The 22,538-nt window shown below is 61.8% G+C and carries 21 protein-coding genes, 1 tRNA gene and 1 pseudogene; 15 read left to right on the forward strand and 8 right to left on the reverse strand.

The genetic code is table 11. The features are described from left to right. Positions 1-87 precede the first annotated feature (87 nt). Positions 88-510 carry a large conductance mechanosensitive channel protein MscL gene (gene mscL, locus AC1RZR_RS00830; protein ID WP_477272884.1) on the reverse strand — a complete coding sequence of 141 codons (423 nt, stop codon included), beginning with the start codon at positions 508-510 and terminating at the stop codon, positions 88-90. A gap of 277 nt (positions 511-787) precedes the next feature. Here mscL and AC1RZR_RS00835 point away from each other — a divergent pair, with 277 nt between their 5' ends. Further along, entirely contained in the window at positions 788-4,270 is a 3,483-nt protein-coding gene (locus AC1RZR_RS00835; protein WP_481827366.1) for a PAS domain-containing hybrid sensor histidine kinase/response regulator, read from the forward strand. Between the two features lie 31 nt (positions 4,271-4,301). On the opposite strand, the gene AC1RZR_RS00840 is transcribed toward AC1RZR_RS00835, so the two are convergent. Then, complete coding sequence (locus AC1RZR_RS00840; RefSeq protein WP_477272879.1) at positions 4,302-4,961, reverse strand: response regulator transcription factor; 660 nt, start codon at positions 4,959-4,961, stop codon at positions 4,302-4,304. A 125-nt stretch (positions 4,962-5,086) separates the two neighbouring features. After that, positions 5,087-5,515, reverse strand: coding sequence for a hypothetical protein (locus AC1RZR_RS00845; protein WP_477272877.1), 429 nt, complete (start codon positions 5,513-5,515; stop codon positions 5,087-5,089). A 107-nt stretch (positions 5,516-5,622) separates the two neighbouring features. Between AC1RZR_RS00845 and AC1RZR_RS00850 the strand changes: the two genes are divergently transcribed. After that, on the forward strand, positions 5,623-5,973 hold the full coding sequence (locus AC1RZR_RS00850) for a DUF952 domain-containing protein (protein ID WP_477272875.1): 351 nt from the start codon (positions 5,623-5,625) through the stop codon (positions 5,971-5,973). Beyond that, the gene (locus tag AC1RZR_RS00855; RefSeq protein ID WP_481827367.1) at positions 5,970-7,049 is read left to right on the forward strand and encodes a quinone-dependent dihydroorotate dehydrogenase; all 1,080 of its coding nucleotides are present in this window, start codon (positions 5,970-5,972) and stop codon (positions 7,047-7,049) included. The genes AC1RZR_RS00850 and AC1RZR_RS00855 overlap by 4 nt, the downstream gene beginning before the upstream one ends. Here the strand turns inward: AC1RZR_RS00855 and AC1RZR_RS00860 are convergent. Continuing rightward, positions 7,042-8,382 carry an MATE family efflux transporter gene (locus AC1RZR_RS00860; protein WP_477272871.1) on the reverse strand — a complete coding sequence of 447 codons (1,341 nt, stop codon included), beginning with the start codon at positions 8,380-8,382 and terminating at the stop codon, positions 7,042-7,044. The two genes, AC1RZR_RS00855 and AC1RZR_RS00860, sit on opposite strands and share 8 nt — an antisense overlap. A gap of 133 nt (positions 8,383-8,515) precedes the next feature. On the opposite strand from AC1RZR_RS00860, the gene AC1RZR_RS00865 reads away from it, so the two are divergent. After that, positions 8,516-9,418: a histone deacetylase family protein gene (locus AC1RZR_RS00865; RefSeq protein WP_481827368.1), complete on the forward strand. Its 903-nt coding sequence runs from the start codon at positions 8,516-8,518 to the stop codon at positions 9,416-9,418. A gap of 4 nt (positions 9,419-9,422) precedes the next feature. Here the strand turns inward: AC1RZR_RS00865 and AC1RZR_RS00870 are convergent, their stop codons facing one another. Continuing rightward, complete coding sequence (locus tag AC1RZR_RS00870; RefSeq protein WP_481827369.1) at positions 9,423-9,686, reverse strand: DUF6460 domain-containing protein; 264 nt, start codon at positions 9,684-9,686, stop codon at positions 9,423-9,425. Between the two features lie 342 nt (positions 9,687-10,028). On the opposite strand from AC1RZR_RS00870, the gene AC1RZR_RS00875 reads away from it, so the two are divergent. The 6 genes from AC1RZR_RS00875 to AC1RZR_RS00900 all read left to right on the forward strand — a co-directional run bounded on the left by AC1RZR_RS00875 (position 10,029) and on the right by AC1RZR_RS00900 (position 14,577). Continuing rightward, positions 10,029-11,048, forward strand: coding sequence for a glycosyltransferase family 2 protein (locus AC1RZR_RS00875; protein WP_477273117.1), 1,020 nt, complete (start codon positions 10,029-10,031; stop codon positions 11,046-11,048). Further along, on the forward strand, positions 11,041-11,742 hold the full coding sequence (locus tag AC1RZR_RS00880) for a class I SAM-dependent methyltransferase (protein WP_481827370.1): 702 nt from the start codon (positions 11,041-11,043) through the stop codon (positions 11,740-11,742). The genes AC1RZR_RS00875 and AC1RZR_RS00880 overlap by 8 nt, the downstream gene beginning before the upstream one ends. 10 nt (positions 11,743-11,752) lie before the next feature. After that, positions 11,753-12,196 (forward strand): GtrA family protein, encoded by a 444-nt coding sequence (locus AC1RZR_RS00885; protein WP_481827371.1) that lies wholly within the window; start codon positions 11,753-11,755, stop codon positions 12,194-12,196. Between the two features lie 39 nt (positions 12,197-12,235). Next, a complete protein-coding gene (locus AC1RZR_RS00890; protein WP_481827372.1) occupies positions 12,236-13,717 on the forward strand; it encodes a hypothetical protein in 1,482 nt (493 codons plus the stop codon). Positions 13,718-14,035: 318 nt separating this feature from the next. After that, positions 14,036-14,109 (forward strand) — tRNA-Gly (locus tag AC1RZR_RS00895). Positions 14,110-14,385: 276 nt separating this feature from the next. After that, positions 14,386-14,577, forward strand: coding sequence for a hypothetical protein (locus AC1RZR_RS00900; protein WP_481827373.1), 192 nt, complete (start codon positions 14,386-14,388; stop codon positions 14,575-14,577). Positions 14,578-15,131: 554 nt separating this feature from the next. Here the strand turns inward: AC1RZR_RS00900 and AC1RZR_RS00905 are convergent. Beyond that, positions 15,132-15,254 (reverse strand): annotated as a pseudogene (locus tag AC1RZR_RS00905) (DUF1236 domain-containing protein); the annotation flags it as partial. A gap of 541 nt (positions 15,255-15,795) precedes the next feature. On the opposite strand from AC1RZR_RS00905, the gene AC1RZR_RS00910 reads away from it, so the two are divergent. Together AC1RZR_RS00910 and AC1RZR_RS00915 are read left to right on the forward strand one after the other, a co-directional pair. Beyond that, complete coding sequence (locus tag AC1RZR_RS00910) at positions 15,796-16,173, forward strand: low affinity iron permease family protein (protein WP_481827374.1); 378 nt, start codon at positions 15,796-15,798, stop codon at positions 16,171-16,173. A gap of 77 nt (positions 16,174-16,250) precedes the next feature. Next, the gene (locus tag AC1RZR_RS00915) at positions 16,251-16,547 is read left to right on the forward strand and encodes a hypothetical protein (protein ID WP_481827375.1); all 297 of its coding nucleotides are present in this window, start codon (positions 16,251-16,253) and stop codon (positions 16,545-16,547) included. 238 nt (positions 16,548-16,785) lie between these two features. Here AC1RZR_RS00915 and AC1RZR_RS00920 read toward each other — a convergent pair whose 3' ends face one another. After that, positions 16,786-17,022, reverse strand: coding sequence for a hypothetical protein (locus tag AC1RZR_RS00920; RefSeq protein WP_481827376.1), 237 nt, complete (start codon positions 17,020-17,022; stop codon positions 16,786-16,788). A 141-nt stretch (positions 17,023-17,163) separates the two neighbouring features. Continuing rightward, positions 17,164-18,153: a LysR family transcriptional regulator gene (locus AC1RZR_RS00925; RefSeq protein ID WP_481827377.1), complete on the reverse strand. Its 990-nt coding sequence runs from the start codon at positions 18,151-18,153 to the stop codon at positions 17,164-17,166. Positions 18,154-18,468: 315 nt separating this feature from the next. Here AC1RZR_RS00925 and chvE point away from each other — a divergent pair, with 315 nt between their 5' ends. The 3 genes from chvE (at position 18,469) to mmsB (ending at position 22,483) form a co-directional block, all read left to right on the forward strand. Next, positions 18,469-19,539 carry a multiple monosaccharide ABC transporter substrate-binding protein gene (gene chvE, locus AC1RZR_RS00930; protein WP_477272849.1) on the forward strand — a complete coding sequence of 357 codons (1,071 nt, stop codon included), beginning with the start codon at positions 18,469-18,471 and terminating at the stop codon, positions 19,537-19,539. A 122-nt stretch (positions 19,540-19,661) separates the two neighbouring features. Continuing rightward, a complete protein-coding gene (mmsA, locus tag AC1RZR_RS00935; protein ID WP_477272847.1) occupies positions 19,662-21,194 on the forward strand; it encodes a multiple monosaccharide ABC transporter ATP-binding protein in 1,533 nt (510 codons plus the stop codon). Continuing rightward, positions 21,191-22,483: a multiple monosaccharide ABC transporter permease gene (mmsB, locus tag AC1RZR_RS00940; protein WP_477272845.1), complete on the forward strand. Its 1,293-nt coding sequence runs from the start codon at positions 21,191-21,193 to the stop codon at positions 22,481-22,483. Before mmsA ends, mmsB begins: the two co-directional genes overlap by 4 nt. The last annotated feature ends 55 nt before the right edge of the window (positions 22,484-22,538 follow it).

Consider the following 22,538-nt stretch of genomic DNA (forward strand, 5'->3'; position numbering starts at 1 on the left):
CGTTGATCAGCGCTCCATACCAGATGCGAAAACAGAAAACCCCGGCCGCGAACGACCGGGGTCTTGGTCCAGCCATGCTCTGCTGAACTATCTTTTGGCGAGCAGGTCGCGAATTTCGGTCAGCAGCGCAACGTCGGCCGGCGGCGGTGCAGCGGGTGCTGCCGGCTTCTCGCGCTCCAGCCGCCTGCGCATGTTGTTCACCGCCTTGACCATCAGGAAGATGATAAAGGCGAGGATGATGAAATTCAGCGCGACGGTGACGAAGCTGCCATAGGCGAAAACAGCGCCTTGCTTTTTGGCGTCCGCCAGCGAGGTGGCGGTGACGGCCGAGGAAAGCCCGACGTAATAGTTGTTGAAGTCCAGCCCGCCGAAAATCGCGCCGACGATCGGCATGATGATGTCGTTGACAAGGGAATCGACGATCTTGCCAAAGGCAGCGCCGATGATGACGCCGACGGCCAAGTCCATTACGTTGCCCTTGGAAATAAACTCCTGGAATTCTTTCAGCATTCGACCCTCCATGTCATGACCGGCCGTGCTGCCGTTCCGTCCTTGCGGCATCGACCCAGAGGCAAGATAACAAAAACCTGGGGTTGCAACATGGGCAAAAAAGAGGAAACAACCGGTTTCTCCTTACCTTCCGGCACATCGGATGACGGCTTGGTCGTGCTGTCTGAATGTCGCGGCCGCGATCATGCTCCCAAAGCCGCAATGGACTCCGACGCCAAGCTGTGATTGCGTCCGGGCAAGCCGGACAAAAAAGACGGCAAAGGAGGAAATTCCAGGCGTGCAGGGCTTGTTCATCGTCATCATCGCGATCGCCTATGTGACGCTGCTGTTCGCCATTGCCAGCCTGGGCGACCGCCGCTCGGCCATAGCTGGACCCAGCCGGGCGCGGCCCTTCATCTACGCGCTCAGCCTTGCCATCTACTGCACGTCCTGGACCTTCTTCGGCTCGGTCGGCCTCTCCTCGGAACGCGGCCTCGAATTCCTTGGCATCTATACCGGCCCGGTGCTGGTGTTCGTGTTCGGCTTTCCGCTGCTCAACCGCATCGTGCGGCTGGCCAAGACCGAGAAGATCACCTCGATCGCCGACTTTCTCGGCGCCCGCTACGGCAAAAGCTTCACTGTCGCGGCGATCGCAACGCTGATCGCCACCATCGGCGCGGTGCCCTATATCGCGCTGCAGTTGAAGGCGATCTCCGGTTCGGTCAGCCTGATGGTCGAGCACTACACCGGCTCGCCACCCTCCTTCGATCCGTTCGTCAGTGACATCTCGCTGGTGGTCGCCATGCTGCTGGCGCTGTTTGCGGTGCTGTTCGGCACACGCCACGCCGACGCGACCGAACACCAGGACGGGCTTGTGCTGGCGGTCGCGGTCGAGACCGTGGTCAAGCTTGCCGCCTTCCTGGCGATCGGCCTGATGGTCACCTTCATGATCTTCGGCGGCCCGGGCGACATGTTCGATAAGCTGGCGCAGAATGCTCAGGTCCGGCAGGCAATGGGCTACAACACCTCGCTCGCCACCTGGCTGGTGCTGACTTGCCTGAGCGGCTTTGCCATCATCATGCTGCCGCGGCAGTTCTACGTCACCATCGTCGAGAACCGCGGCGAGGCCGAGTTGCGCACCGCGACATGGGTGTTCCCGCTCTACCTCGTCGCGATCAACCTGTTCGTGCTGCCGATCGCCTTTGCCGGCCTGTCGCTGGTCGGCACCGGAACCAGCAGCGACCTCTACGTATTGTCGCTGCCCTTGTTCAGCGGCCATGACGTGCTGGCGATGGCGGCCTTCATCGGCGGGCTGTCGGCGGCAACGGCCATGGTGATCGTCGAAAGCGTCGCGCTGTCGATCATGATCTCCAACGACCTCGTCATTCCGCTGTTCGTGCGCCGCCTGCTCAAGACCTCGACCTCCGAGAACGAAGACTGGTCGACGCTGATCCTCAATGTGCGGCGCGGGGCAATCTTCATCCTGTTGTTCATCGCCTTCCTCTACTACCGCGAGAGCACCAACAGCGCACGCCTGTCGTCGATCGGCCTGATGTCGTTCGCGGCCATCGCGCAGTTCGCGCCGGCGCTGATCGGCGGCCTGATCTGGCGCGGCGCCAATGGCAGGGGCGCGGCACTTGGCATGGTCGCCGGCATCCTCGTCTGGGGCTACACGCTGCTGTTTCCATCGCTTGCCGCACCCGATACCGGCATCATCGTGCACGGGCTGTTCGGCTTCGAGGCGTTGCGGCCGCAGGCGCTGTTCGGCACCGTCGCCGAACCGCTGAACCACGGCGTGTTATGGAGCCTGTCGATCAACGCGGTGTTCTTCATCCTCGGCTCCCTCTCCCGCGCCTCGGTGCCGCTGGAACGCATCCAGGCCTCGATCTTCGTGCCGCGCGATGCCGGCCCGATGCCCAGCCTGCGCCGCTTCCGCACCGCCATCACCGTCAATGACCTCAAGGATACGATCTCGCGCTATCTCGGCGTCGAGCGCACCGAGCGCTCCTTCCAGTCGTTCGAAAAGGCCAACGGCACCTCGCTGCACGGCAAAGAGCAGGCGAGCATGGACGTCATCCGCTTTTCCGAGCAGTTGCTGGCCAGCGCCGTCGGCTCTTCCTCGGCGCGGCTGATCCTGTCGCTGCTGTTTCGGCGCCATGACCGCGAATCCAAGGATGCCTTCCGCTTGCTCGACGACGCCACCGAGGCGCTGCAGCACAACCGCGACCTGTTGCAGATCGCGCTCGACCAAATGGAGCAAGGCATCACCGTCTTCGACCGCGATTTCCGGCTGATCTGCTGGAACCGCCAATACCGGGCATTGTTCGACCTGCCCGACGAGATGGGCCAGGTCGGCGTCTCGCTCGACCGCATCCTGCGCCACCTCGCCGAGCGTGGCGACATTCCCGCGGACCAGCGTGTGGCGATGCTCAACCGGCTGACCAGTTTCGTCAGCCCATGGCAGATGGAACTCAAGACCAGTGGCCGCATCCTGGAGCTGCGTTCCAACCCGATGCCGGATGGCGGCATCGTCGCCACCTACGCCGACATTTCCGGGCGCGTCGAACAGGACCTGGCACTCAAGCGCGCCAATGAATCTCTGGAACAGCGCGTCAAGACCCGTACCATAGAGCTGACCCGCGTCAACGAGGAACTGGCGCAGGCGCAAATGCTGGCCGAGGAGGCCAATCTCGGCAAGACGCGCTTCCTCGCCGCCGCCGGCCACGACATCCTGCAGCCGCTGAACGCTGCCCGCCTATATTGCTCGTCGCTGATCGAGAAGGCCGGCAAGGGGCCCGCCGGCAAGGCCGCGGTCAACATCGAATCCTCGCTGGAATCGGTCGAAACGATTCTCGGCGCCGTGCTCGACATCTCGCGCCTCGATGCCGGCGCGATGAAGCCGGACGACACCGCCTTCAATCTCGACGGACTGCTGCGCCAGATCGGCAACGACTTCCAGCCGCTGGCCGCCGAGAAAAAGCTCCGCCTGACGATCATGCCATCGTCGTTGACCGTGAAGACGGACCGCAACCTGTTGCGGCGGCTGATCCAGAATCTCGTCTCCAACGCCATCAAATACACGCGCCACGGCCGTGTGCTGGTTGGCGTGCGCCGGCGCGGTGAACTGGCCGAGATCCAGGTGATCGACAGCGGTATCGGCATCGCCGGAGACAAGCTCAACACCGTCTTTCACGAATTCACCCGGCTGGACGAAGGCGCGCGCGAAGCCGAAGGCCTTGGCCTCGGCCTTTCGATCGTCGACCGCATCGCCCGGGTGTTGCGCCTGGAGATCCGGATCTTTTCCAATCCTGGCAAGGGCACGCGCTTCTCCGTCATCCTGCCGGTAGCGGCCGTGCAGGAGCCGCGACGCGAGATCGAAACCAGGGCTCCTTCCCGCGCCACAGCGTCGCTGGCCGGGCTACGCGTGCTTTGCATCGACAACGATGCCCGCATCCTCGAAGGCATGCGGCTCCTGCTCGAAGGCTGGGGCTGCAACGTCGACACAGTGTCCGGCTCGAGGGATCTGGCCGCGATACACCGCCCGGACATTGTCCTTGCCGACTACCATCTGGACGGCGAAACCGGTCTCGACATCGTCGTCAGGCTACGCGCGATCCATGGCGATAGCCTGCCGGCCGTGCTGGTGACCGCGGACCGCTCCAACGAGGTGCGCACAGCGGCGGGTGCGCTCGAGATTCCGGTGATCAACAAGCCGCTGAAGCCGGCGGGGCTGCGTTCGATGATGGCCAGGGTCAGGCCACTGGCCTCCGCGGCCGAATAATTCAGGCGTTTGATTTCGCCGGGGACGCGTGTCAGCCGGCCGGCTGCAACGGGTCGTTGCCGATCTTGGACAGCAGGATCACCGCCTGGGTGCGGCTGTCGACGCCGAGCTTCTGCAGGATGGCCGAGACATGCGCCTTGATGGTCGCCTCGGAGACACCGAGTTCATAGGCGATCTGCTTGTTGAGCAGGCCCTCGGCCAGCATGCCGAGCACGCGGGTCTGCTGCGGCGTCAGCGCCTGCAGGCGTTTGATCAGGTCGGAAATCTCGGGATCGCGCTCGACGCCGAGATCGACGCCGACGGGCGCGGCGATGTCGCCGGCAAGCACCGACTGCACGGCATTGCGGATCTCTTCCATGCTGGCCGACTTGGAGATGAAGCCCGAAGCTCCAAGGTCGAGCGCACGCCTGATGGTCGCCGGATCGTCATGCGCAGACACCACGACCAGCGGCACCGCCGGGTGGATGCCGCGCAGCGAAATCAGGCCGGAAAGCCCGCTGGCGCCCGGCATCGACAGGTCGAGCAGCACCAGATCGACATCCTCGTTGGCCACGACCAGCGCCTTGGCGCTCTCGAAATCCCCGGCCTCGTGGATTGCCGCGACATTGCCGATGCCGGCGAGCGCTTCGCGCAGCGCACCACGAAACAGCGGGTGATCGTCGGCGATGACGAAAGAATAGCCTGACGGCAAATGTCCCTCCCCGAATCCCCCGATGTTTTTCTGCTTTTTCCGGGACCAGTTGGACGATTATGAGGGGCTGCGCGCTGTTTTCAAGCGGCAAAGCCAGCGCGCCGCGTTTTCCCTATTTTGAGCGCTCAGGTCTTCTGCGAGTTGAGCTGGGCGCCGTCGTCCTTGTCCATATCCTTGACGATGCCCATGAAGCCGCGCAGGAAACGCTCCATGTAGCTCATCGTCTTGTTGAAATCCTCCTCGCTCGGCAATTTCGATTCGAGGCGGGCGGAGAGCGAATTCTCGAGCTTGGTAACACGCTCGTCCATCGCCTTCATCGAGGTCTGGAGGCGGTCGACCTCGTCCTGGAAAGCGGCGCGTTCGTCGGCCGCCATCTTGCAGACGAGCTGGCCGGAGCGCTCCTCGCAGATCGACATCGAACCGGTCTGCGTGTCCATCCGAACATAGCCGTTATCAGACTTTTCCAGCCGGTAGCGGTCGGTTTCTTCCGAATAAGCTGAAGCCGCGACCAGCGAAGCGAGCGCGGCGGGGATCAAGATGTGCTGCAGACGCATGTTGTCCTCCATGGCCAAAGTCAGTTTTATCGCATGTTTGCGCCGGAAATGGGGAAGACCCCTGACGTGGTCTTTCCCGCGTGACTGGTTCGGACTATAGCGCAACCATGTCTCAGATTATCTACAAGATAACCCCGGAAGCGCCCTGGCGCGAGGCCGAAGCCAATGGCCGCTACACCGGCGCGCCGATCGATGTCGCCGACGGCTTCATCCATTTCTCCACCGCAGGGCAGGTCAAGGAAACGGCGGCAAAGCATTTTGCCGACCAGACCGGCCTTCTGCTGGTCGCCGTCGACGACTCGCGTCTGGGCGCCGCGTTGAAATACGAGATCTCACGCGGCGGCGCGCTGTTTCCGCATCTTTACGATGTGCTGGACCTGAAAGCCGTCCTGTGGGTTCAACCGTTGCCGCTTGGCGCCGACGGTGCCCACCAGTTCCCGGCGCTGGAGGCCGAATGAGCGTGCTCGACCGTATCGGCCAGAAACTGTTGTTCACATTCGATCCGGAAACCGCGCATGGCATGTCGATCGCGGCGCTGCGATGCGGCCTGCCTGTCGGCGCGCGGACGACGCGCGATGCGCGGCTGAAGGTGACGGTCTGCGGCCTCGATTTTCCGAACCCGCTTGGCATGGCGGCGGGCTATGACAAGAATGCCGAAGTGCCGGACGCGCTGCTTGGCCTCGGCTTCGGCTTTGCGGAGGTCGGCACGATCACGCCGCTGCCGCAGGCGGGCAACCCGAAGCCGCGCATCTTCCGGCTGACGGCAGATGAAGCGGTGATCAACCGGCTGGGCTTCAACAATGAAGGCCAAGCGGCCGCCGAAAAGCGCCTCGCTGCCCGCAAGGGGCGTGCCGGCATCGTCGGCGTCAACATCGGCGCCAACAAGGACAGTGCCGATCGCATCGGCGACTATGAGCGCGGCGTTACCCGCTTTGCGCCCTACGCCAGCTATCTAACAGTCAACATTTCCTCTCCCAACACGCCGGGCCTGCGCACCATGCAGGCGCGCGAGCAGCTCGGCGAACTTTTGTCACGTGTCATGGCCGCGCGCGCCACAGCAACAGCACGGCCGCCGGTCTTCCTCAAGATTGCGCCGGACCTGGCCGAGGCCGAGCTGGAAGACATCGCTGCCGAGGTCACTGAAAATCAGATCGACGGCGTCATCGTCTCCAACACCACCATCTCCCGGCCACCGCTACACAGCGGCGACGCCGCGCGTGAGACCGGCGGGCTCTCCGGCAGGCCGCTGTTCGAACGCTCGACCATCGTGCTGGCCAGGATGCGCAAGCTGCTTGGCCCCGACCGCGCCATCATCGGTGTCGGTGGCGTCGATTCCACCGACGCGGCACTGGAAAAGATCCGCGCCGGCGCCGATCTCGTCCAGCTCTACACCAGCATGATCTATGCCGGACCCGCACTGCCGGGCCGGATCGTCGCGGGAATGGCACGCTTTGCCGAAACGGGGCGACTCAGATCCATTCGCGAATTGCGCGACAGCCATCTCGATCAATGGGCGTCGAAGCCGCTCAGCTGAACGCCGTCCGCACCCTGAGCCGCAAAATCGTCAGCAGGCTGAAGCCCCGCGCCAGCAGGAAGACGTGCAGCGCCGCCCACAGGCCATGATTGCCGAAGGTGGGCGCCAGGGTCAGCAGCGCGGCTGAAAAGACGAGGAACGACAGCAGCATCATGTTGCGCATGTCGCGCGACCAGGTGGCGCCGATGAAGACACCGTCCATCTGAAATGCCAGCACACCGCTGAGCGGCGTCAACGCCGCCCAGGGCAGATAGATGTCAGCGACGCCGCGAACGTCCAGCGACGTTGTGACCAAGGCGACCAGGCCGGCACCGCCCAGCCAGAAGATCAGCGTGGCCGCGCCCGCCAGCCCGAACCCCCAAAACAAGGTGAGCCGCACGGCCTGCCGGAACGGTGTGGCGGCATGCGCACCGACGGCACGGCCCGCCAGCTGTTCGGCGGCGGTGGCAAAGCCATCGAGGAAATAGCCGGCGACGAGGAAGAAATTCATCAGCACGGCGTTGGCGGCCAGTGTCACCGTGCCGAACTGCGCGCCCTGGCGGGTGAACAGCGCGAAGGCGGCGAGCAGCGAGAACGAGCGGATCATGATGTCGCGGTTGAGCGACAGCATGCGCAGGAAGGCCGCCATGTCGAGCAGGCGGTGGCGCGGCAACGACGGGGCCGCCCGGAACCGGCGGACGACGATCGCCAAGCCCAGCAGCATGGCAAGGAATTCACCGGTGACGGTCGCCCAGGCGACGCCGGCGACGCCCCAGCCAAGCTTCAGGCCGAGCAGGAAACAGAGCGCGATGTTGATGCCGTTCAGCACCAATTGCAGCATCAGCCCGAGCCCGCCCTCGCCACGGCCGAGGACATAGCCGAGGATGGCATAGTTGATCAGTGAGAACGGAGCTGCGAGCAGCCTGATGCGGATATAGACGCCCATCGCCTCGCTGACGCGCGGTTCGGCGCCCATGAACTTTTGCCCGGCGATGGCGACCAGGGGCGCAAGCGCTGCCAACACGATGCCGGCGACGACCGCGATCAGCACGGCGCGCCAGAACACCGCCTGTTCCTCCAGTTCGTCGCCGCGTCCGAAAGCCTGGGCGACGAGGCCGGTGGTGCCTGAACGCAGGAAATTGAAGGTGGTGAAGACGACGTCGAAGATCAGCGCGCCGGCCGCCAGGCCGCCGAGCAAGGCTGCATCGCCGAACTGGCCGACCACCGCCGTGTCGACCAGGCCGAGCATCGGGGTCGTCAGATAGGCAAGCGTCATCGGCACCGCGATGGCGAGCACGGACCGATTGGTGACGACAAAGGATTTGGCGTCGGCTGGGGTTGCACCCTTGTCCAAAGGACTGCTGCCTTGCTGATTGCGGCTTGATCGAACAGCCGGTGTGCCCCATTTTCCCGGCATCGCGCAATCACCCATCCCGTGACGGCCAACCGAAATCCCCGGTCTGGCGTGAGCCCGCCGGATCCAGTCCATGCCCCTGCAGATCGTCCACCATCCCGACTACGACGCCGGCTTCGCCGTCAACCATCGCTTCCCGATGAGCAAATATCCGCTGCTGATGGAAGCGCTGCGGGCACGCGGACTGGCCGGACCCGACGCACTCAACACCGCCGAACCGGCGCCGGCAGCGTGGTTGAAACTCGCCCATGCGGCGGACTATGTCGATCAGGTCATCAGCTGCTCCGTGCCTGAAAAAATCGAGCGCGAGATCGGCTTTCCGGTCGGCCCGCGTGTCTCGCTGCGCGCGCAGCTTGCCACCGGCGGCACGGTGCTGGCGGCGCGGCTCGCCATGCGCCACGGCATTGCCTGCAACACGGCCGGCGGCAGCCATCATGCGCGACGCGCGCAAGGCGCCGGCTTCTGCACCTTCAACGATGTCGCTGTCGCCGCGCTGGTGCTGCTCGCCGACGGCGCCGCACGGAACATCCTGGTCGTCGATCTCGACGTGCATCAGGGCGACGGCACGGCGGACATTCTCGCGAACGATCCGCGCGTGTTCACCTTTTCCATGCATGGCGACCGCAACTATCCCGCGCGCAAGATCGCCTCGGATCTCGATGTCGCGCTGCCCGATGGCACGGGTGATGCGGCTTACATGGAGGGGCTCGCCGCCATCCTGCCGGAACTCAGCTCCCAAAGGCGCTGGGACATCATCTTCTACAATGCCGGCGTCGACGTTCACGCAGAGGACAGGCTTGGACGGTTGTCGTTATCGGATGACGGCCTGCGCGCCCGCGACGAAACGGTGATCAGTCACTTCCGCAGGCTCGGCATCCCCGTCTGCGGCGTGATTGGTGGCGGCTACTCCACGGATGTGCCCGCACTCGCCGCACGCCACGCCATGTTGTTCGAGGTCGCAGCCGGTTACGCTTGAGAAGTCACTTCCGGTAGCTGGCGATCCTGAGCAGGATGAAGGCCGGAACGACGATCGCCGCACCCAGCAGGATATAGCCGAGGAAACGGTCGATGGCATGGAAGCCCAGATTCCACAGGTCGCGGAAAAACCTCTGGATGCCGTAAAGCACGTCCATCGGCGACCAGCCGAAGGCATTCATGACGAGGCCGACGAGGAACGACACCACAAGAAGCTTCAGGATCACCCTAAGCGGCGAGTCGCCGAGAAAGCGCGTCAGTGCGGACAAGGCCCGTCTCCGAGTGAGGTGCCCATACCGAGGGGCGTCGGTCCAGACATACGCACTTGGCTTGCCGGCTTCAAGCCGACAGGTCTACGGGATGTCACGTGGCGCGGGTCTGGGTTTGAACCTTGCCCGCCAGATCGCGTTGCTGCACAATGGCACCATTCGGATTTTGACCGGCCCTGGCGGGGCGCCCGGATCCGCATGGAATTGCAGGTTCATTCGTGATCTTGGTCGCTGACGGCAGAAAGGCAGGCCGACCAAGGCCGTGGCCGCTGGTTTATCTGTTTTCTAACCAATTCCCGCTATTGCCATTCCAATAGCGGGAGCAAGGGGCTTTTGGTGGAGATGGAGAAAAACACCGCGCGAAGCGCCGTCATGTTGTCGGTGGTCGTCCCATGCTACAATGAGCTGGATGGGGTGGCCGAACTTCATCGACGGGTGACGGACGCATGCCTCGAACAAGGGCCCTCCTATGAGATCGTCCTTGTCATCGACGGCGCGACCGATGGCACGCGCGAGGCCATTTTCCAATTGGCCGAAAAGGACGACCATGTCGTCGCCATCGACCTTGCCCGCAACTACGGCCACCAGATCGCGTTGAGCGCGGGGCTCGAATTCTGCCGCGGCCAGCGCATTCTGATTCTCGATGCCGACCTGCAGGATCCGCCTGAGCTCCTCGGCGCCATGATGGCGAAGATGAATGAAGGCTTCGATGTCGTTTACGGCCAGAGACTGAGCCGCGACGGGGAAAGCTGGTTCAAGCTCACCTCCGCGTCGATGTTCTATCGCTTGCTGCGCGGCATGGTCGACGTCGAGATCGCGCCGAATTCCGGGGATTTCCGACTGATGAGCCGCCGCGCTCTCGACCATCTGAACGCGATGCCCGAACGCTACAGGTTCATTCGCGGCATGGTGAGCTGGATCGGGCTGAAGCAGGTTGCCTTCCCCTATGAAAGACACCGGCGCTTTGCCGGCACCACCCACTATCCCCTGAAGAAGATGGTTCTGCTGGCGGTCGACGCGATGACCAGCTTTTCCATCGCGCCGCTGCGGTTCGCCTCGCTGCTGGGAATGCTGTTCGGGCTTCTGGGGCTGGTTGTGCTCTGCTACACCCTCATCGAATGGTCGGTCGGAAACGTGTTGCCAGGCTGGACCAGCCTTGCCGCGATCGTGCTGATCCTGGGCAGCGTCCAGCTTATGGTGCTTGGTATCTTCGGCGAGTATCTCGGGCGCATGTACATGGAGACAAAGCGGCGGCCGCTTTACTTCGTCAACGAGATCGTTTCGCGTAACCGGGCAGCCACTGACAAGGATCTGCCGGTCCATCGCCTGCAGAAGATGGCAAAGAGGGCCGCACGTGCTTGAGGCGGAGTTCGACCAGTTTGCGCGCGAATACCAGGAACAGCATGCCGCGAGCATAAAGCTGAGCGGTGAAGCGCCGGAATTCTTCCACAAGTACAAGATCGACGATATCGCCGTGACGCTGCGGCGGGCCGGCGTGAAACCGCGACGGATACTCGATTTCGGCGCCGGTGTCGGCAATTCGCTCGGCCATATGCGCAACGCGTTTCCCGACAGCGAGATCACCTTGCTCGATCCTTCGCGGGAATCGCTCGACATCGCCAGCAAGCGCTTTCCCGACCAAGCCGCCTTCACGCATTTCGATGGCAAGACAATTCCGTTTGCCGACGGCAGCTTCGACCTGGCCTTCGCGGCTTGCGTCTTCCACCATATTCCCGAGGACCTGCAGATCGGACTGCTCTCGGAGATCGGCAGGGTGCTGGCCGATGGCGGCAGCTTCTTTGTTTTCGAGCATAATCCGTGGAACCCGCTGACCACGCACGCGGTGAGAAATTGCGCCTTCGACGAGAACGCGGTTTTGATCAATGCGCGCGAGATGCGCAGGCGCATGGCCGCGGCGGGTCTTGCCAACACCCGGGTCGTCTACCGGATTTTCTTTCCCCGGCTGCTTGCGAGGCTGAGGCCATTCGAGCGTTTCCTCACCAAGATTCCTGTCGGAGCCCAATATTTTGCGCATGCGGTCAAACCTGCCATTTGACTATCCGAGGATGCTGCGATTTGGCGCCGTCGGTCTGTTGAACACGGCGCTGGGATACGCGGTCATTCTGGCCGGGCTTGCACTGGGTCTTGGCGACATCGTCGCCAACGCCACGGGCTATGCCGCTGGCCTTGTCCTCGGCTTCTTCCTGAACCGCCAATGGACCTTCACACGAGCCGATGGCTTCCGAGCCGGAACCCTGTTGCGATATGGGGGCGTCTTCCTGGTCGCCTACAGCATCAATCTGGCAGTCGTGATCGCCGCCCGCTCGGCAGGCATCACCGAAAGCCCCCTGGTTCACCTGGCGGGGATCTGCGTCTATTCGATCGTCTTCTACCTCGGCTCGGCTCACTTCGTGTTTGTCGGACGCGAAGGTCGCGCAGACGACAGGGTCGACCGGGACATCCATGTGACCGATAGGCCCCGGCGGGCGCCGACCAGTCGAACTCCTTGAACCAAACTGTCATCGGAAACGATTAAAGGCGGCGCACTTATGGACAACGCCCTGGCCAGTGTGGAGGCCGCAACGGACGACGAGCGGATCCGCCTGATATTCTGCCTGTTCACGGCCTGCGTCTCGGCGGCGTTAATGGGGGCCTTCGCCAATTCCGTCCTGCAGGATCCAGACAGTTGGTGGCAGGTAAAGGTCGGGCTGGATTTCCTGGCAAACCGGACATTTCCGACGGTCGACTCCTACTCCTACACTTTTGCCGGCCAGCCATGGATCGCCAAGGAGTGGCTGGGCCAGGTCATGCTGGCTCTTGCCTACCGGGCCGGAGGCTGGAACGGCGTGGTCACGCTGATCATCGCCTCGATTTCCCTGACGGTTTTCCTGATGGGATGGTTTCTCAGCACATGGCTGAAGCCGATCCTGGCGGTTACGCTGGCCTTTGTCGCGGCGGTCGCGATTGCCCCGATCTATACCGGGCGCCCACATATCTTCACCTTCCCGATCATCGTCATCTGGACGGCGGTGCTCTTTCGAGCGGCAAGGGAGGAACAGGCGCCGCCCTGGTGGCTGCTTGTGCTTGTTGTGTTGTGGGCGAACCTGCACGCGACCTTCACCGTGAGCTTCGTCATCGCAGCTTTCGCCGGTCTCGACCTGCTGACACGTACGGGTCTCTCGAAACCGGCCCTCTTGGCGAAATGGGTCGCATTTGGTCTGCTTTGCCCGCTGGTCAGCCTGATCCACCCCTATGGCGTCCAGGCCATCCTGGCGACCTTCGCGGTGGCCTATGGCAATGAGGCCGTGTCGCTGATCGTGGAATGGCGACCGTTCAATGTGCAGGATTACCCCCTCCAGGAAGTTCTGATGCTGGTGGCGCTGTTCGGGCTGCTGGTGTCACGGTTGCGAATTGGCTGGGCCAAGGCGTTGTTCATCGTCTTCACCTTGCATGTCTTTCTCGCCCATGTGCGTTTCATGTATTTGTTCTTCCTCCTGGTTCCGCTGGTGATCGCGATGGAGGCCGCACAGCAGTTTCCCTCGCTGTCGGTCACCGCTTGGCTGGTTGAAAGGCGCGACGGACTGGAAAAATTCGTCGCCAGGCGGTTCTACGCGGTCTGCGGCGCGGCAGCTGTCTTGCTGATCGGCGCGATCGCCGTGCTCGGCAGCGTCTATCAGCTCACGCCGAGCCCGAAGACGTCGGCCAGCGGAGCGCTGGCATTCGCCGAAAGCCATCATCTGTCCGGCAACGTGCTGAATTCCTACGATTTCGGCGGCACGCTGATTTTTCATGGGATCAAGACCTATATCGACGGACGGACCGACCAGCTGTTCCTGGGCGGTTTTACAAAAACCGAGGACGAGATGGGACAGAGCAACGGCAAACCGCTCCTTGAAGCCCAGTTGAAGAAATACGCAGTCGACTGGGCGCTGCTGGCGGCCGGCGACAAGCGCATTCCCTTCTTCGAGGAGTTGGGCTGGAAGCGCGCCTATTCGGACGAGTACGCCCTGATCTACCTGCCCGGCGCCTGAGCTGCCGCGCCGGCGCGCGTGGCCGTCAGGGCTTCGAACTCTGGTTGACAAAAGGCCTGACGACGGCCGGTCCAGCGGTGTCGGGTGTCCTTGTGCCGGTAGCTTTCATTGACATGTGAGGGCAGTTATGCTAATAATTTAGGCATGGTGCTGGTTTGCGCCAATGACCCGCCGCACAGGCGGGTTTTTCGTTTGATGCTCGTCAACCAACGCGTCGGCGAGGGTCCCGAAGGAACCCGTTAGCCCGGATTCGTTGCCCTACAGGGTGCCGTTTTGGCGATTGCCCGAAGCCGGGCCATCATGGTAACGAAGGCACGCGCGGGTATGATGTAATGGTAGCTTGTCAGCTTCCCAAGCTGAACGCGAGGGTTCGATTCCCTCTACCCGCTCCACTTGCAAAGCAACGGTTTGAACACGATCCCTGGATGTGATGTTTTCATGGGAATCGATATCTGAAGCGTTCTTGTGAAGGCGAACGCCAGGGATTCCCAATTTGCAGCCCAACCCCAAAATGCTTTTGCGCGCGTCCGGCGCGCCATCATGGCCCGCGCCGGCGCACCTTCCGCCAACCCGCCGCCCTATACGAATCCGTATGGATTTTCCTCTTGAAAACTCGGATTTGAGGGATTTACAAAACTCGACGTTCCCCATTGCTAAGAGGCAACGCGATGGATGACGTGACGCTAAACGGCAAGGTTCATCCTTGCATTGAAGTGGTCGAGGCCTGCGGCGAATGGTTCGTCCGCGTGGTCGAGGAAGACGAGGAACTTACCCGATTATTCGAGCTGGAATCCTTCGCCCTAGCCTTTGCGGAAGGCCAGAGGCGACGTCTGGGGCTTGCCAACTTCACGCGACTGTAGGCACTACCCAGCCGTAGAGGAATGGCCGGTGCAGCTTGCGGCTTTCGAGGACACGATGGCCGCACCGACCACTGTTCCGCCCGAGATCAATCTATCGCCATATTAGCGATAGCTCAACTAAGACTGAAGTCCCTCGTTCGCCGGTCGAGCAGTCAGCTCGTCAAGGTGTTGCTAATATACAGCACAGGAGAGCTTTACGAACGGCCTCGTGCCGAACCGCTTCCAACGGCTGCCCGTTAGCGTCAAAATGACAACGCCAACGACTCGAGGCGGTGAAGATGGGCACGCGGCAAAACACAAAAACTATTGAGTTCTGCGGTCTTCTAGCCGTTCCGTTGTCACTTCTCGTTACGGTGCTGCTAGCTGGAATGATCCTTGGCTAGCAGCGCACGCTCGCGGGCTTCCAGGCGTCCATTTTAAGCGGCTTGTGCTTCGGACGATCATGCCAGATCACCTGCCGAAGATTCCGCATGTCAACCAACTGGCCGCATACCGGGCACTTGAGCTGAAGCCCCGTCGCCATTTGTGGCGACGGCTTCAGCCATAAGGCTTGGTCAATCGTAAACCTTGACAATCTTGCGAGTGCCCGGATCCACGAGAACTGTCCGATTGTCGATCACGACATAGCGGTATCTGACGTCGGGCACTTCATGAAGCTCGACCGTGTCTGGCAGCGACCGCGCCGACACCGGCAAAGAGCAACAACGCCGCAGCAGCCCCCGTAAGATGCATTTTCATGATTTTCTCCTCTTCCGACCGGCGCATCGTAAGTCGGCATTCAAACCAGGCTTCGGTCTGTGGAGGGCAGGACCTAAGTCTGATCGCAAAACGCAATGGTCCTACCCATGACATTGCGTGGAACAGCCAGCTTCGAAGGTAATTGTTTCTCCGGAACGCTCGGAGAAATCAGATGGATAGAAGTGTTAGTCAGGCGCGCTGGTTGCTCGCACCGCTGTTCGCGACCGCCGTCACCTTTCTCGCGATCGGAATAGTGCTTGGCTGACATTTTCCAGATCGGCGCAGCTATGTCCCTTCCTGCGCTGATAGGGTTCGCGAAGCCGCTAGCGGGGAGCGAACCCTATTTCTTCAATTATAGACAGCAGGTGAACTGATGTTTCGCGACAGAGAGAGTCGTTTCCTAGAGGCAGGCTTACTCGCAGCAGTGCCTATTTGCGTAGCCATCACAGCACTGATCGCCTTGTTGACTTTGGGCAGGATATGAACCGGTTCCTTTTCATGGCGGCCGACTTTCTATCTCGGCCACCGGGTTTCTACGTGATGCTCATAGCCATGGTATTGTGCACCGCCCTGGTGCCCTTTGGTCTGACAAATGCGGTCACCTATGCCCTGTCGGTTGCGGCCATCGTGATCACTGGTGTTGTCCTAATACAAGGGTATCGCGACACCGCCGCTATTCACGCCAAACTCGATGAGATCATCGTAGCGCTTGACGAGACCAGAAACGACGTTGTCGGGTTGGAGCATGCCGAGCCGGAAGAGATCAGGGAAAAGCTTGTGAAACTCGAAGAAGAAGCGGCCCGAACAGGTGGATGTGCCAGGCGCGAGCTTTCGGAAGCACCAGGAGAGAGACAATGAACAGTATCATTTGGCTTGTTGGAGCGGTGGTCGTCATATTGGTGGTATTGAGCTTTTTTGGCCTTCGGTAGGCCGACATGAGCATGTCCGTCGACCCAATGCCGGCAACTGTCCAGCCAAAGCGCACACTGCGGAAGCGTGCAAAGAGGTTGGCCGAGGAGGGACACGATGGCGGTGGATCTATTGCTACTGTTCCATCTGAAGAAAAGACCTTTCGAGCCTTGTTCCTCTCCAAAGAAACGGGCCTAGACGCGGACAGTGCCCGCGAACTCGTCGACAAGATTGAAAGAGATGGCGCGGCATTGCTGCACGCCGCCCGACAAATGAAAGCCACTCGCGATGACAACGCGCGCCGGCGAGGCCATGCAGATTAGGGCAGCGGAACCGGCGAGTCGGAGACGTTCGCAGATAGGCGATCACGTTCAGCCAAGCACCCGGTGTGCTGCAAATCGACGAAGCTCGACATCCAAGCGTTGGTCGAACGGGTCGGGCCGGATCACGGCTCGATGCATTGGGATTTGGTCGGGCTCTTTGGCTGCTCGGATTGCAAGGCCACAGGCCGCGACCGCAGGCCCGTGTTCTCAGGGTTCGATTCCCTCTACCCGCTCCAGCCTAGGCGCCAAAAACAATTTCAGCGCCTGCCTGTTCGTCGAACAAAACCGAGCAGCCTCGCGCAAGCGCCACCGTTGCGAGGGCGTTTGCGACTACGTCATCCGATGAGACGAAATCACCGGTCAGGACCCGCAATTCTTCCACGCCTTCGGCCATCGAGACGAAATTCCCGACCGACCGATCGTGCTTGCAGGCCTCGACCACGCAAAGCAGATCGATGATTTCGAAGCTGCGCATGTTCAACCTCCAGAAGAAACGTCCCTTGCAAGATCATGAACGCGTCGGCAGGAAATAATGTTCCCGGCTCGCTGTTCACCGGCCTCGGCCAGGCGGCTCTTCCATATGCTTTAGGCGCCCGGCAGGTGCCCGAGTTGACCATTATCCCACCTCTCGCAGAATGAAGTCGTGCAGCATCTTGGCGGCCGGCGACAGCACGCGGTTCCTTACCGTGATCAGGCTGTAGGGCCTGACCTCGATGTCGAATTCGGTCTGGACGACGTCGATGGCGCCGGCCAGCCCGTCGGGATTCTGGATGAATTTCGCCACCTGGATCGATACCGGCGCAATGGCATCTGACTGTGCGACCATGACCAGGGTCAAGAGCAGCGAGCTTGTGTTGAGGATGCGGTCCGGCAGGGCGATGTTGCGGTTGAGGAAATTGCTCTCCATCGCCTGGCGCAAGGGCGAACCGCCTGACTGGAAAACCCAGTCATAGGCGGCGGTCTCTTCCAGCCGCACCGCCTCGCCCTTGGCGAGCGGATGACCCCGGCGCACGATCAGGCAGGCCTTCTCGACGCCGATGACGCGCGATTCGAACAGCCGCGGATTGAGATCGTCGGGGATGCGCGCGATGATGAAATCATGACGCGTGGCGATCAGTTCGCGTGCCAGCACGTTGGAGGTCTCGACCTGCATGGTGATCTCGATGCGCGGATAGATGCGGCGGATTTCGCGAATTGCCGGCACCGCCAGTTCGATCGCCGGCGCCGTCACGGCACCCAGGAACACCGAGCCGCCCTTGCCCGCCTTGAGTTCAGCAATCTCGCGGTCGACCTCGCGCATTTCCAGCAGGATCGAGCGCGCGCGCCTGGCCAGTGCCTTGCCGTAGGGCGTCAAGGTGACCCCGCGCGGCAACCTTTCACACAGCTTGACCTCCAGTACGGCCTCCATCTCGCTGATCATGCGCGAGGCCGCCGGCTGCGAAATGTTCATGATCTGGGCTGCCGCGCTCACCCGGCCATGGTCGTCGAGCGCGACGATCATGCGCATGTGGCGCAGGCTGAGGCCGCTACGCAGCAGGGTTTCGCCGTCGCTTGAACGCTCGTCGTAACCGCCTGAGATTCCAACAGAATTGCGCACCCTCGCCATGATTTTCCGTGCTCCCGCGCGTATAATGAGCTGGCCATCGGGCCACGTTTTCATCCGCTCCTAATATATATCAGTTTCGATATAGCAACCATCAAAGATCGCATTTGACAGTTATGGCAAAGGGCCACACCCTATGCCGCGTTCTGAGACTTGACGGTCGGTAACGAGCAAATCGTATCGACTGAAATCAGCGTCTCGGCACCATTGGGAGGATACCAGAGATCGATATGCCGGCGGTGGCGCGCTTGCGCTTCCGCTCGACTGCGCGGCCCGCGAAGCCCCGGGGTGCCGCGTCCATCAACCAGGGAGAGTTAAGTGAAAATCATCAAGACACTGGCCGCCGTCGCGGCCCTTGGCATCGCTGCCATGACCTACTCGGCGCACGCAGCCGACAAGGGTCTCGTCGGCGTGCTGATGCCGACCAAGACCTCGCAGCGCTGGATCAATGACGGCGACGCCGTCAAGTCCCAGCTCGAGGCTCTCGGCTACACGGTCGACCTGCAATATGCGCAGGACGACATCCCCAACCAGCTCAGCCAGTTGGAAAACGAAATCACCAAGGGCCCGAAGGCACTGATCATCGCCTCGATCGACGGCACCACCCTGTCGGATGCGCTGCAGAAGGCTGCTGACGCCGGTGTCGTCGTCGTCGCCTATGACCGCCTGATCAAGAAGACCGCCAATGTCGACTACTACACCACCTTCGACAATTTCGGCGTCGGCGTCATCCAGGCGAACTCGCTGGTCAAGGGCCTCAAGGAGCGTTTCCCGAACACCAAGCCGTGGAACGTCGAACTGTTCGGCGGCTCGCCGGACGACAACAACGCGTTCTTCTTCTACAATGGCGCGATCTCCGTCCTGCAGCCGCTGATCGATGACGGCTCGATCAAGATCAAGTCCGGCCAGACCGGCATGGACAAGGTCGGCACGCTGCGCTGGCTCGCCGCCACCGCCCAGGCGCGCATGGACAACCTGCTCTCGGCCAACTATTCGGACGGCAGCCGCGTCGATGGCGTTCTGTCGCCCTATGACGGCTTGTCGCGCGGCATCACCGCCTCGCTGCGCGCTGTCGGCTACGGCACGGACGCTCAGCCCTGGCCGATCGTGACCGGCCAGGACGCCGAGACCGCCTCGGTCAAGCTGATCATCTCCGGTGAGCAGTACTCGACCGTGTTCAAGGACACCCGCGAACTGGCCAAGGCCACTGTCGAACTCGTCGACAAGGTGCTCTCGGGCGGCAAGCCGGACGGTCTCGATGAAAAGACCTACAACAACGACGTCAAGGTCGTTCCTTCGATCCTGTTGACGCCGCATGATGTCGACAAGTCGAACTACCAGGCACTGGTGGTCGACTCCGGCTACATCAAGGCCGAAGAGCTCAAGTAATCTCGGTTACAAAGCCAGGGGTCCCGCGCACAGCGGGGCCCCTTTTTGCTAGCGCGGCGAATCCAAAATTCGCATACTAGCCCCCCGGCATTGTTCCGGACCTCGGAGGAGCGGTATTTCTGATGGCCTCGACGATTTTGGAGATGCGCGACATCACCAAGACGTTCCCCGGCGTGAAGGCGCTGTCGAACGTCAACCTCAGCGTCGAGGAAGGCGAGATCCATGCCGTGGTCGGCGAGAACGGCGCCGGCAAATCGACGCTGATGAAGGTGCTGTCGGGCGTCTACGCATCCGGTACCTATGACGGCGCGATCGTCTATCGCGGCGAGGAATGCCATTTCAAAGGCATTCACGACAGCGAACACAAGGGCATCGTCATCATCCACCAGGAACTTGCGCTGGTGCCGATGCTGTCGATCGCCGAAAATATTTTCCTTGGCAATGAGCACGCCAAATTCGGCGTCATCGACTGGAATGCCAATGAGACGCGGACCAGCGCCTTGCTGAAAAAGGTAGGCCTCAAGGAGGACCCCAAGACGCTGATCACCAATATCGGCGTCGGCAAGCAGCAACTGGTCGAGATCGCCAAGGCGCTCAGCAAAGAAGTCAAGCTGTTGATCCTCGACGAGCCTACCGCGAGCCTGTCCGAAAAAGACAGCCAGGCGCTGCTCGATCTGCTGCTCGAGTTCAAGCGGCAGGGCATGACCTCGATCCTGATCTCGCACAAGCTCAACGAAGTGAACCGGGTCGCCGACAAGGTCACGGTCATCCGCGACGGGCGGACCATCGAGACGCTTGCCAAGAAAGACATCTCCGAAGACCGCATCATCACCTCGATGGTCGGCCGCTCGCTCGACGATCGTTATCCGCCGCGCGAACCCAAGATCGGTGAGATCGTGCTGCAGGTAAAGGACTGGTCGGTCTATCATCCGATCCATGCCGAGCGGCAGGTGATCAAGGGCATCGACATCAACGTCCGCAAGGGCGAAGTGGTGGGCATCGCCGGGCTGATGGGCGCCGGGCGCACCGAATTCGCGATGAGCCTGTTCGGCCGCTCCTACGGCCGCCGTATCACCGGTGAGGTGCTGCTCAAGGGCAAGCCGATCGATGTCTCCTCGGTCAGCAAGGCGGTTGACCATGGCATTGCCTATGTGACGGAGGACCGCAAGACCTACGGTCTCAACCTGATCGATCATATCAAACACAACATCACGCTGGCCAATCTTGGCGGCGTGTCGCGCCACGCCGTGATCGACGATTTGCGCGAACTCGCCGTCGCCAATGACTACAAGGCCAAGACCAACATCCGCTCGTCCAGCGTCTATCAGATGACCGGCAATCTGTCGGGCGGCAACCAACAGAAGGTGGTGCTGTCGAAGTGGCTGTTCGCCAATCCGGAAGTGCTGATCCTCGACGAGCCAACGCGCGGCATCGACGTCGGCGCCAAGTACGAAATCTACACCATCATCGCCCGCCTCGCCTCGGAGGGTAAGGCGATCGTCGTCATCTCGTCGGAGATGCCGGAACTGCTCGGCATCACCGACAGAATCTACGTCATGAATGAAGGCCGCATGGTCGGCGAAATGGCGGCGAGCGACGCCAGCCAGGAAAAGATCATGCGCGCCATTGTTCGGGGAGAAGGAAAAGCATCATGACCACCGAAAGCGCTCCCGCGCCGAAAAGCGGCGTTGCCGAAGATGTGCAGCAGGGGCCGCGTGTGGCCGTCTCGGCGCTGATCACGAATCTGCGCGAGTACGGCCTGATCCTGGCGCTGATCGCCATCATGGTGTTCTTCCAGTTCACCACCTCCGGCACGCTGTTCAAGCCAGTGAACCTGAGCAATTTGGTGCAGCAGAACTCGTTCATCATCGTGATGGCGCTGGGCATGCTGTTGGTTATCGTTTCGGGCCATATCGACCTCAGCGTCGGCTCCGTCGCCGGTTTCATCGGCGCGCTGGCGGCAATGATGATGGTCATCTGGCCGCTTGGCCCCTTCAGCAATCCGCTGGTTGTGTCCATCATCTGCCTCATCATCGGTGGCGGCATCGGCGCGGCCCAAGGCTACTGGATTGCCTATCACCGAATACCGAGCTTCATCGTCACGCTGGCGGGAATGTTGATCTTCCGCGGGATCTGCCAGGCGCTGCTGGGTGGCGGGTCTTCCGTGGGGCCGCTTCCAGACGGCTTCAAGGCGCTCAGTTCCGGCTTCATTCCGGACGTGATCGGCCCCTTGACGCTGATCCCTCCGACGGTGAACGCCGCCGGCAAGACCATTATGGGCAGCGGCCTGACCCTGCACATGACGACGATTGTGCTGGGCCTGATCGCCGTGCTCGCCTATGCCTATTTCGGGCTCAAGGCACGGCGCACCCGCGAGCAGCACGGCTACCAAGCCGAGCCGTTCTCACTCTTTGTCGTCAAGACCCTGGTGACCAGCGCCCTGGCGCTGTTCCTGGTCTACCAATTCGCCAGCTACAGGGGCCTGCCGATCGTACTCATGGTGATGGGCCTGCTGATCGCCCTGTTCGTGTTCGTCACCAAACGCATGACGATCGGCCGGCGCATCTACGCAATGGGCGGCAATGCCAAAGCGGCGCAGCTATCGGGCATCAAGACCGAGCGGCTGACCCTGATGGTGTTCGTCAATATGGGTGTTCTGTCGGCGCTTGGCGGCCTGATCATCGCGGCGCGCCTTGGGCAGGCGGTGCCGGCGGCAGGTCTTGGCAGCGAGCTCGACGTCATCGCCGCGGTGTTCATCGGCGGCGCCTCGGCGATGGGTGGTGTCGGCCAGGTCATCGGCGCGGTGGTCGGCGGTTTTATCATGGGCGTGATGAACAACGGCATGTCGATCATGGGCGTCAATGTCGACTGGCAGCAGGTGGTGAAAGGCCTGGTGCTGCTCGGCGCGGTGGTGTTCGACGTCTACAACAAGAACAAGGGCTGAGGGAACCAGGAAGGCATATGGGTCACATCGCGGCGCTGTCCGGCAACCAGGCGGC

The organism is Mesorhizobium bavaricum (assembly GCF_056781655.1).

Bases quoted from the DNA above. Each gene is read 5' to 3' on its own strand.
- mmsA (WP_477272847.1), top strand. From the start codon at position 19,662: ATGGCCTCGACGATTTTGGAGATGCGCGACATCACCAAGACGTTCCCC.
- AC1RZR_RS00925 (WP_481827377.1), bottom strand. From the start codon at position 18,153: ATGGCGAGGGTGCGCAATTCTGTTGGAATCTCAGGCGGTTACGACGAG.
- mscL (WP_477272884.1), bottom strand. From the start codon at position 510: ATGCTGAAAGAATTCCAGGAGTTTATTTCCAAGGGCAACGTAATGGAC.
- AC1RZR_RS00890 (WP_481827372.1), top strand. From the start codon at position 12,236: ATGGACAACGCCCTGGCCAGTGTGGAGGCCGCAACGGACGACGAGCGG.
- AC1RZR_RS00865 (WP_481827368.1), top strand. From the start codon at position 8,516: ATGCCCCTGCAGATCGTCCACCATCCCGACTACGACGCCGGCTTCGCC.
- mmsB (WP_477272845.1), top strand. From the start codon at position 21,191: ATGACCACCGAAAGCGCTCCCGCGCCGAAAAGCGGCGTTGCCGAAGAT.
- AC1RZR_RS00900 (WP_481827373.1), top strand. From the start codon at position 14,386: ATGGATGACGTGACGCTAAACGGCAAGGTTCATCCTTGCATTGAAGTG.
- AC1RZR_RS00910 (WP_481827374.1), top strand. From the start codon at position 15,796: ATGAACCGGTTCCTTTTCATGGCGGCCGACTTTCTATCTCGGCCACCG.
- AC1RZR_RS00915 (WP_481827375.1), top strand. From the start codon at position 16,251: ATGAGCATGTCCGTCGACCCAATGCCGGCAACTGTCCAGCCAAAGCGC.
- AC1RZR_RS00885 (WP_481827371.1), top strand. From the start codon at position 11,753: ATGCTGCGATTTGGCGCCGTCGGTCTGTTGAACACGGCGCTGGGATAC.
- AC1RZR_RS00850 (WP_477272875.1), top strand. From the start codon at position 5,623: ATGTCTCAGATTATCTACAAGATAACCCCGGAAGCGCCCTGGCGCGAG.
- AC1RZR_RS00855 (WP_481827367.1), top strand. From the start codon at position 5,970: ATGAGCGTGCTCGACCGTATCGGCCAGAAACTGTTGTTCACATTCGAT.
- AC1RZR_RS00920 (WP_481827376.1), bottom strand. From the start codon at position 17,022: ATGCGCAGCTTCGAAATCATCGATCTGCTTTGCGTGGTCGAGGCCTGC.
- AC1RZR_RS00845 (WP_477272877.1), bottom strand. From the start codon at position 5,515: ATGCGTCTGCAGCACATCTTGATCCCCGCCGCGCTCGCTTCGCTGGTC.
- AC1RZR_RS00875 (WP_477273117.1), top strand. From the start codon at position 10,029: ATGGAGAAAAACACCGCGCGAAGCGCCGTCATGTTGTCGGTGGTCGTC.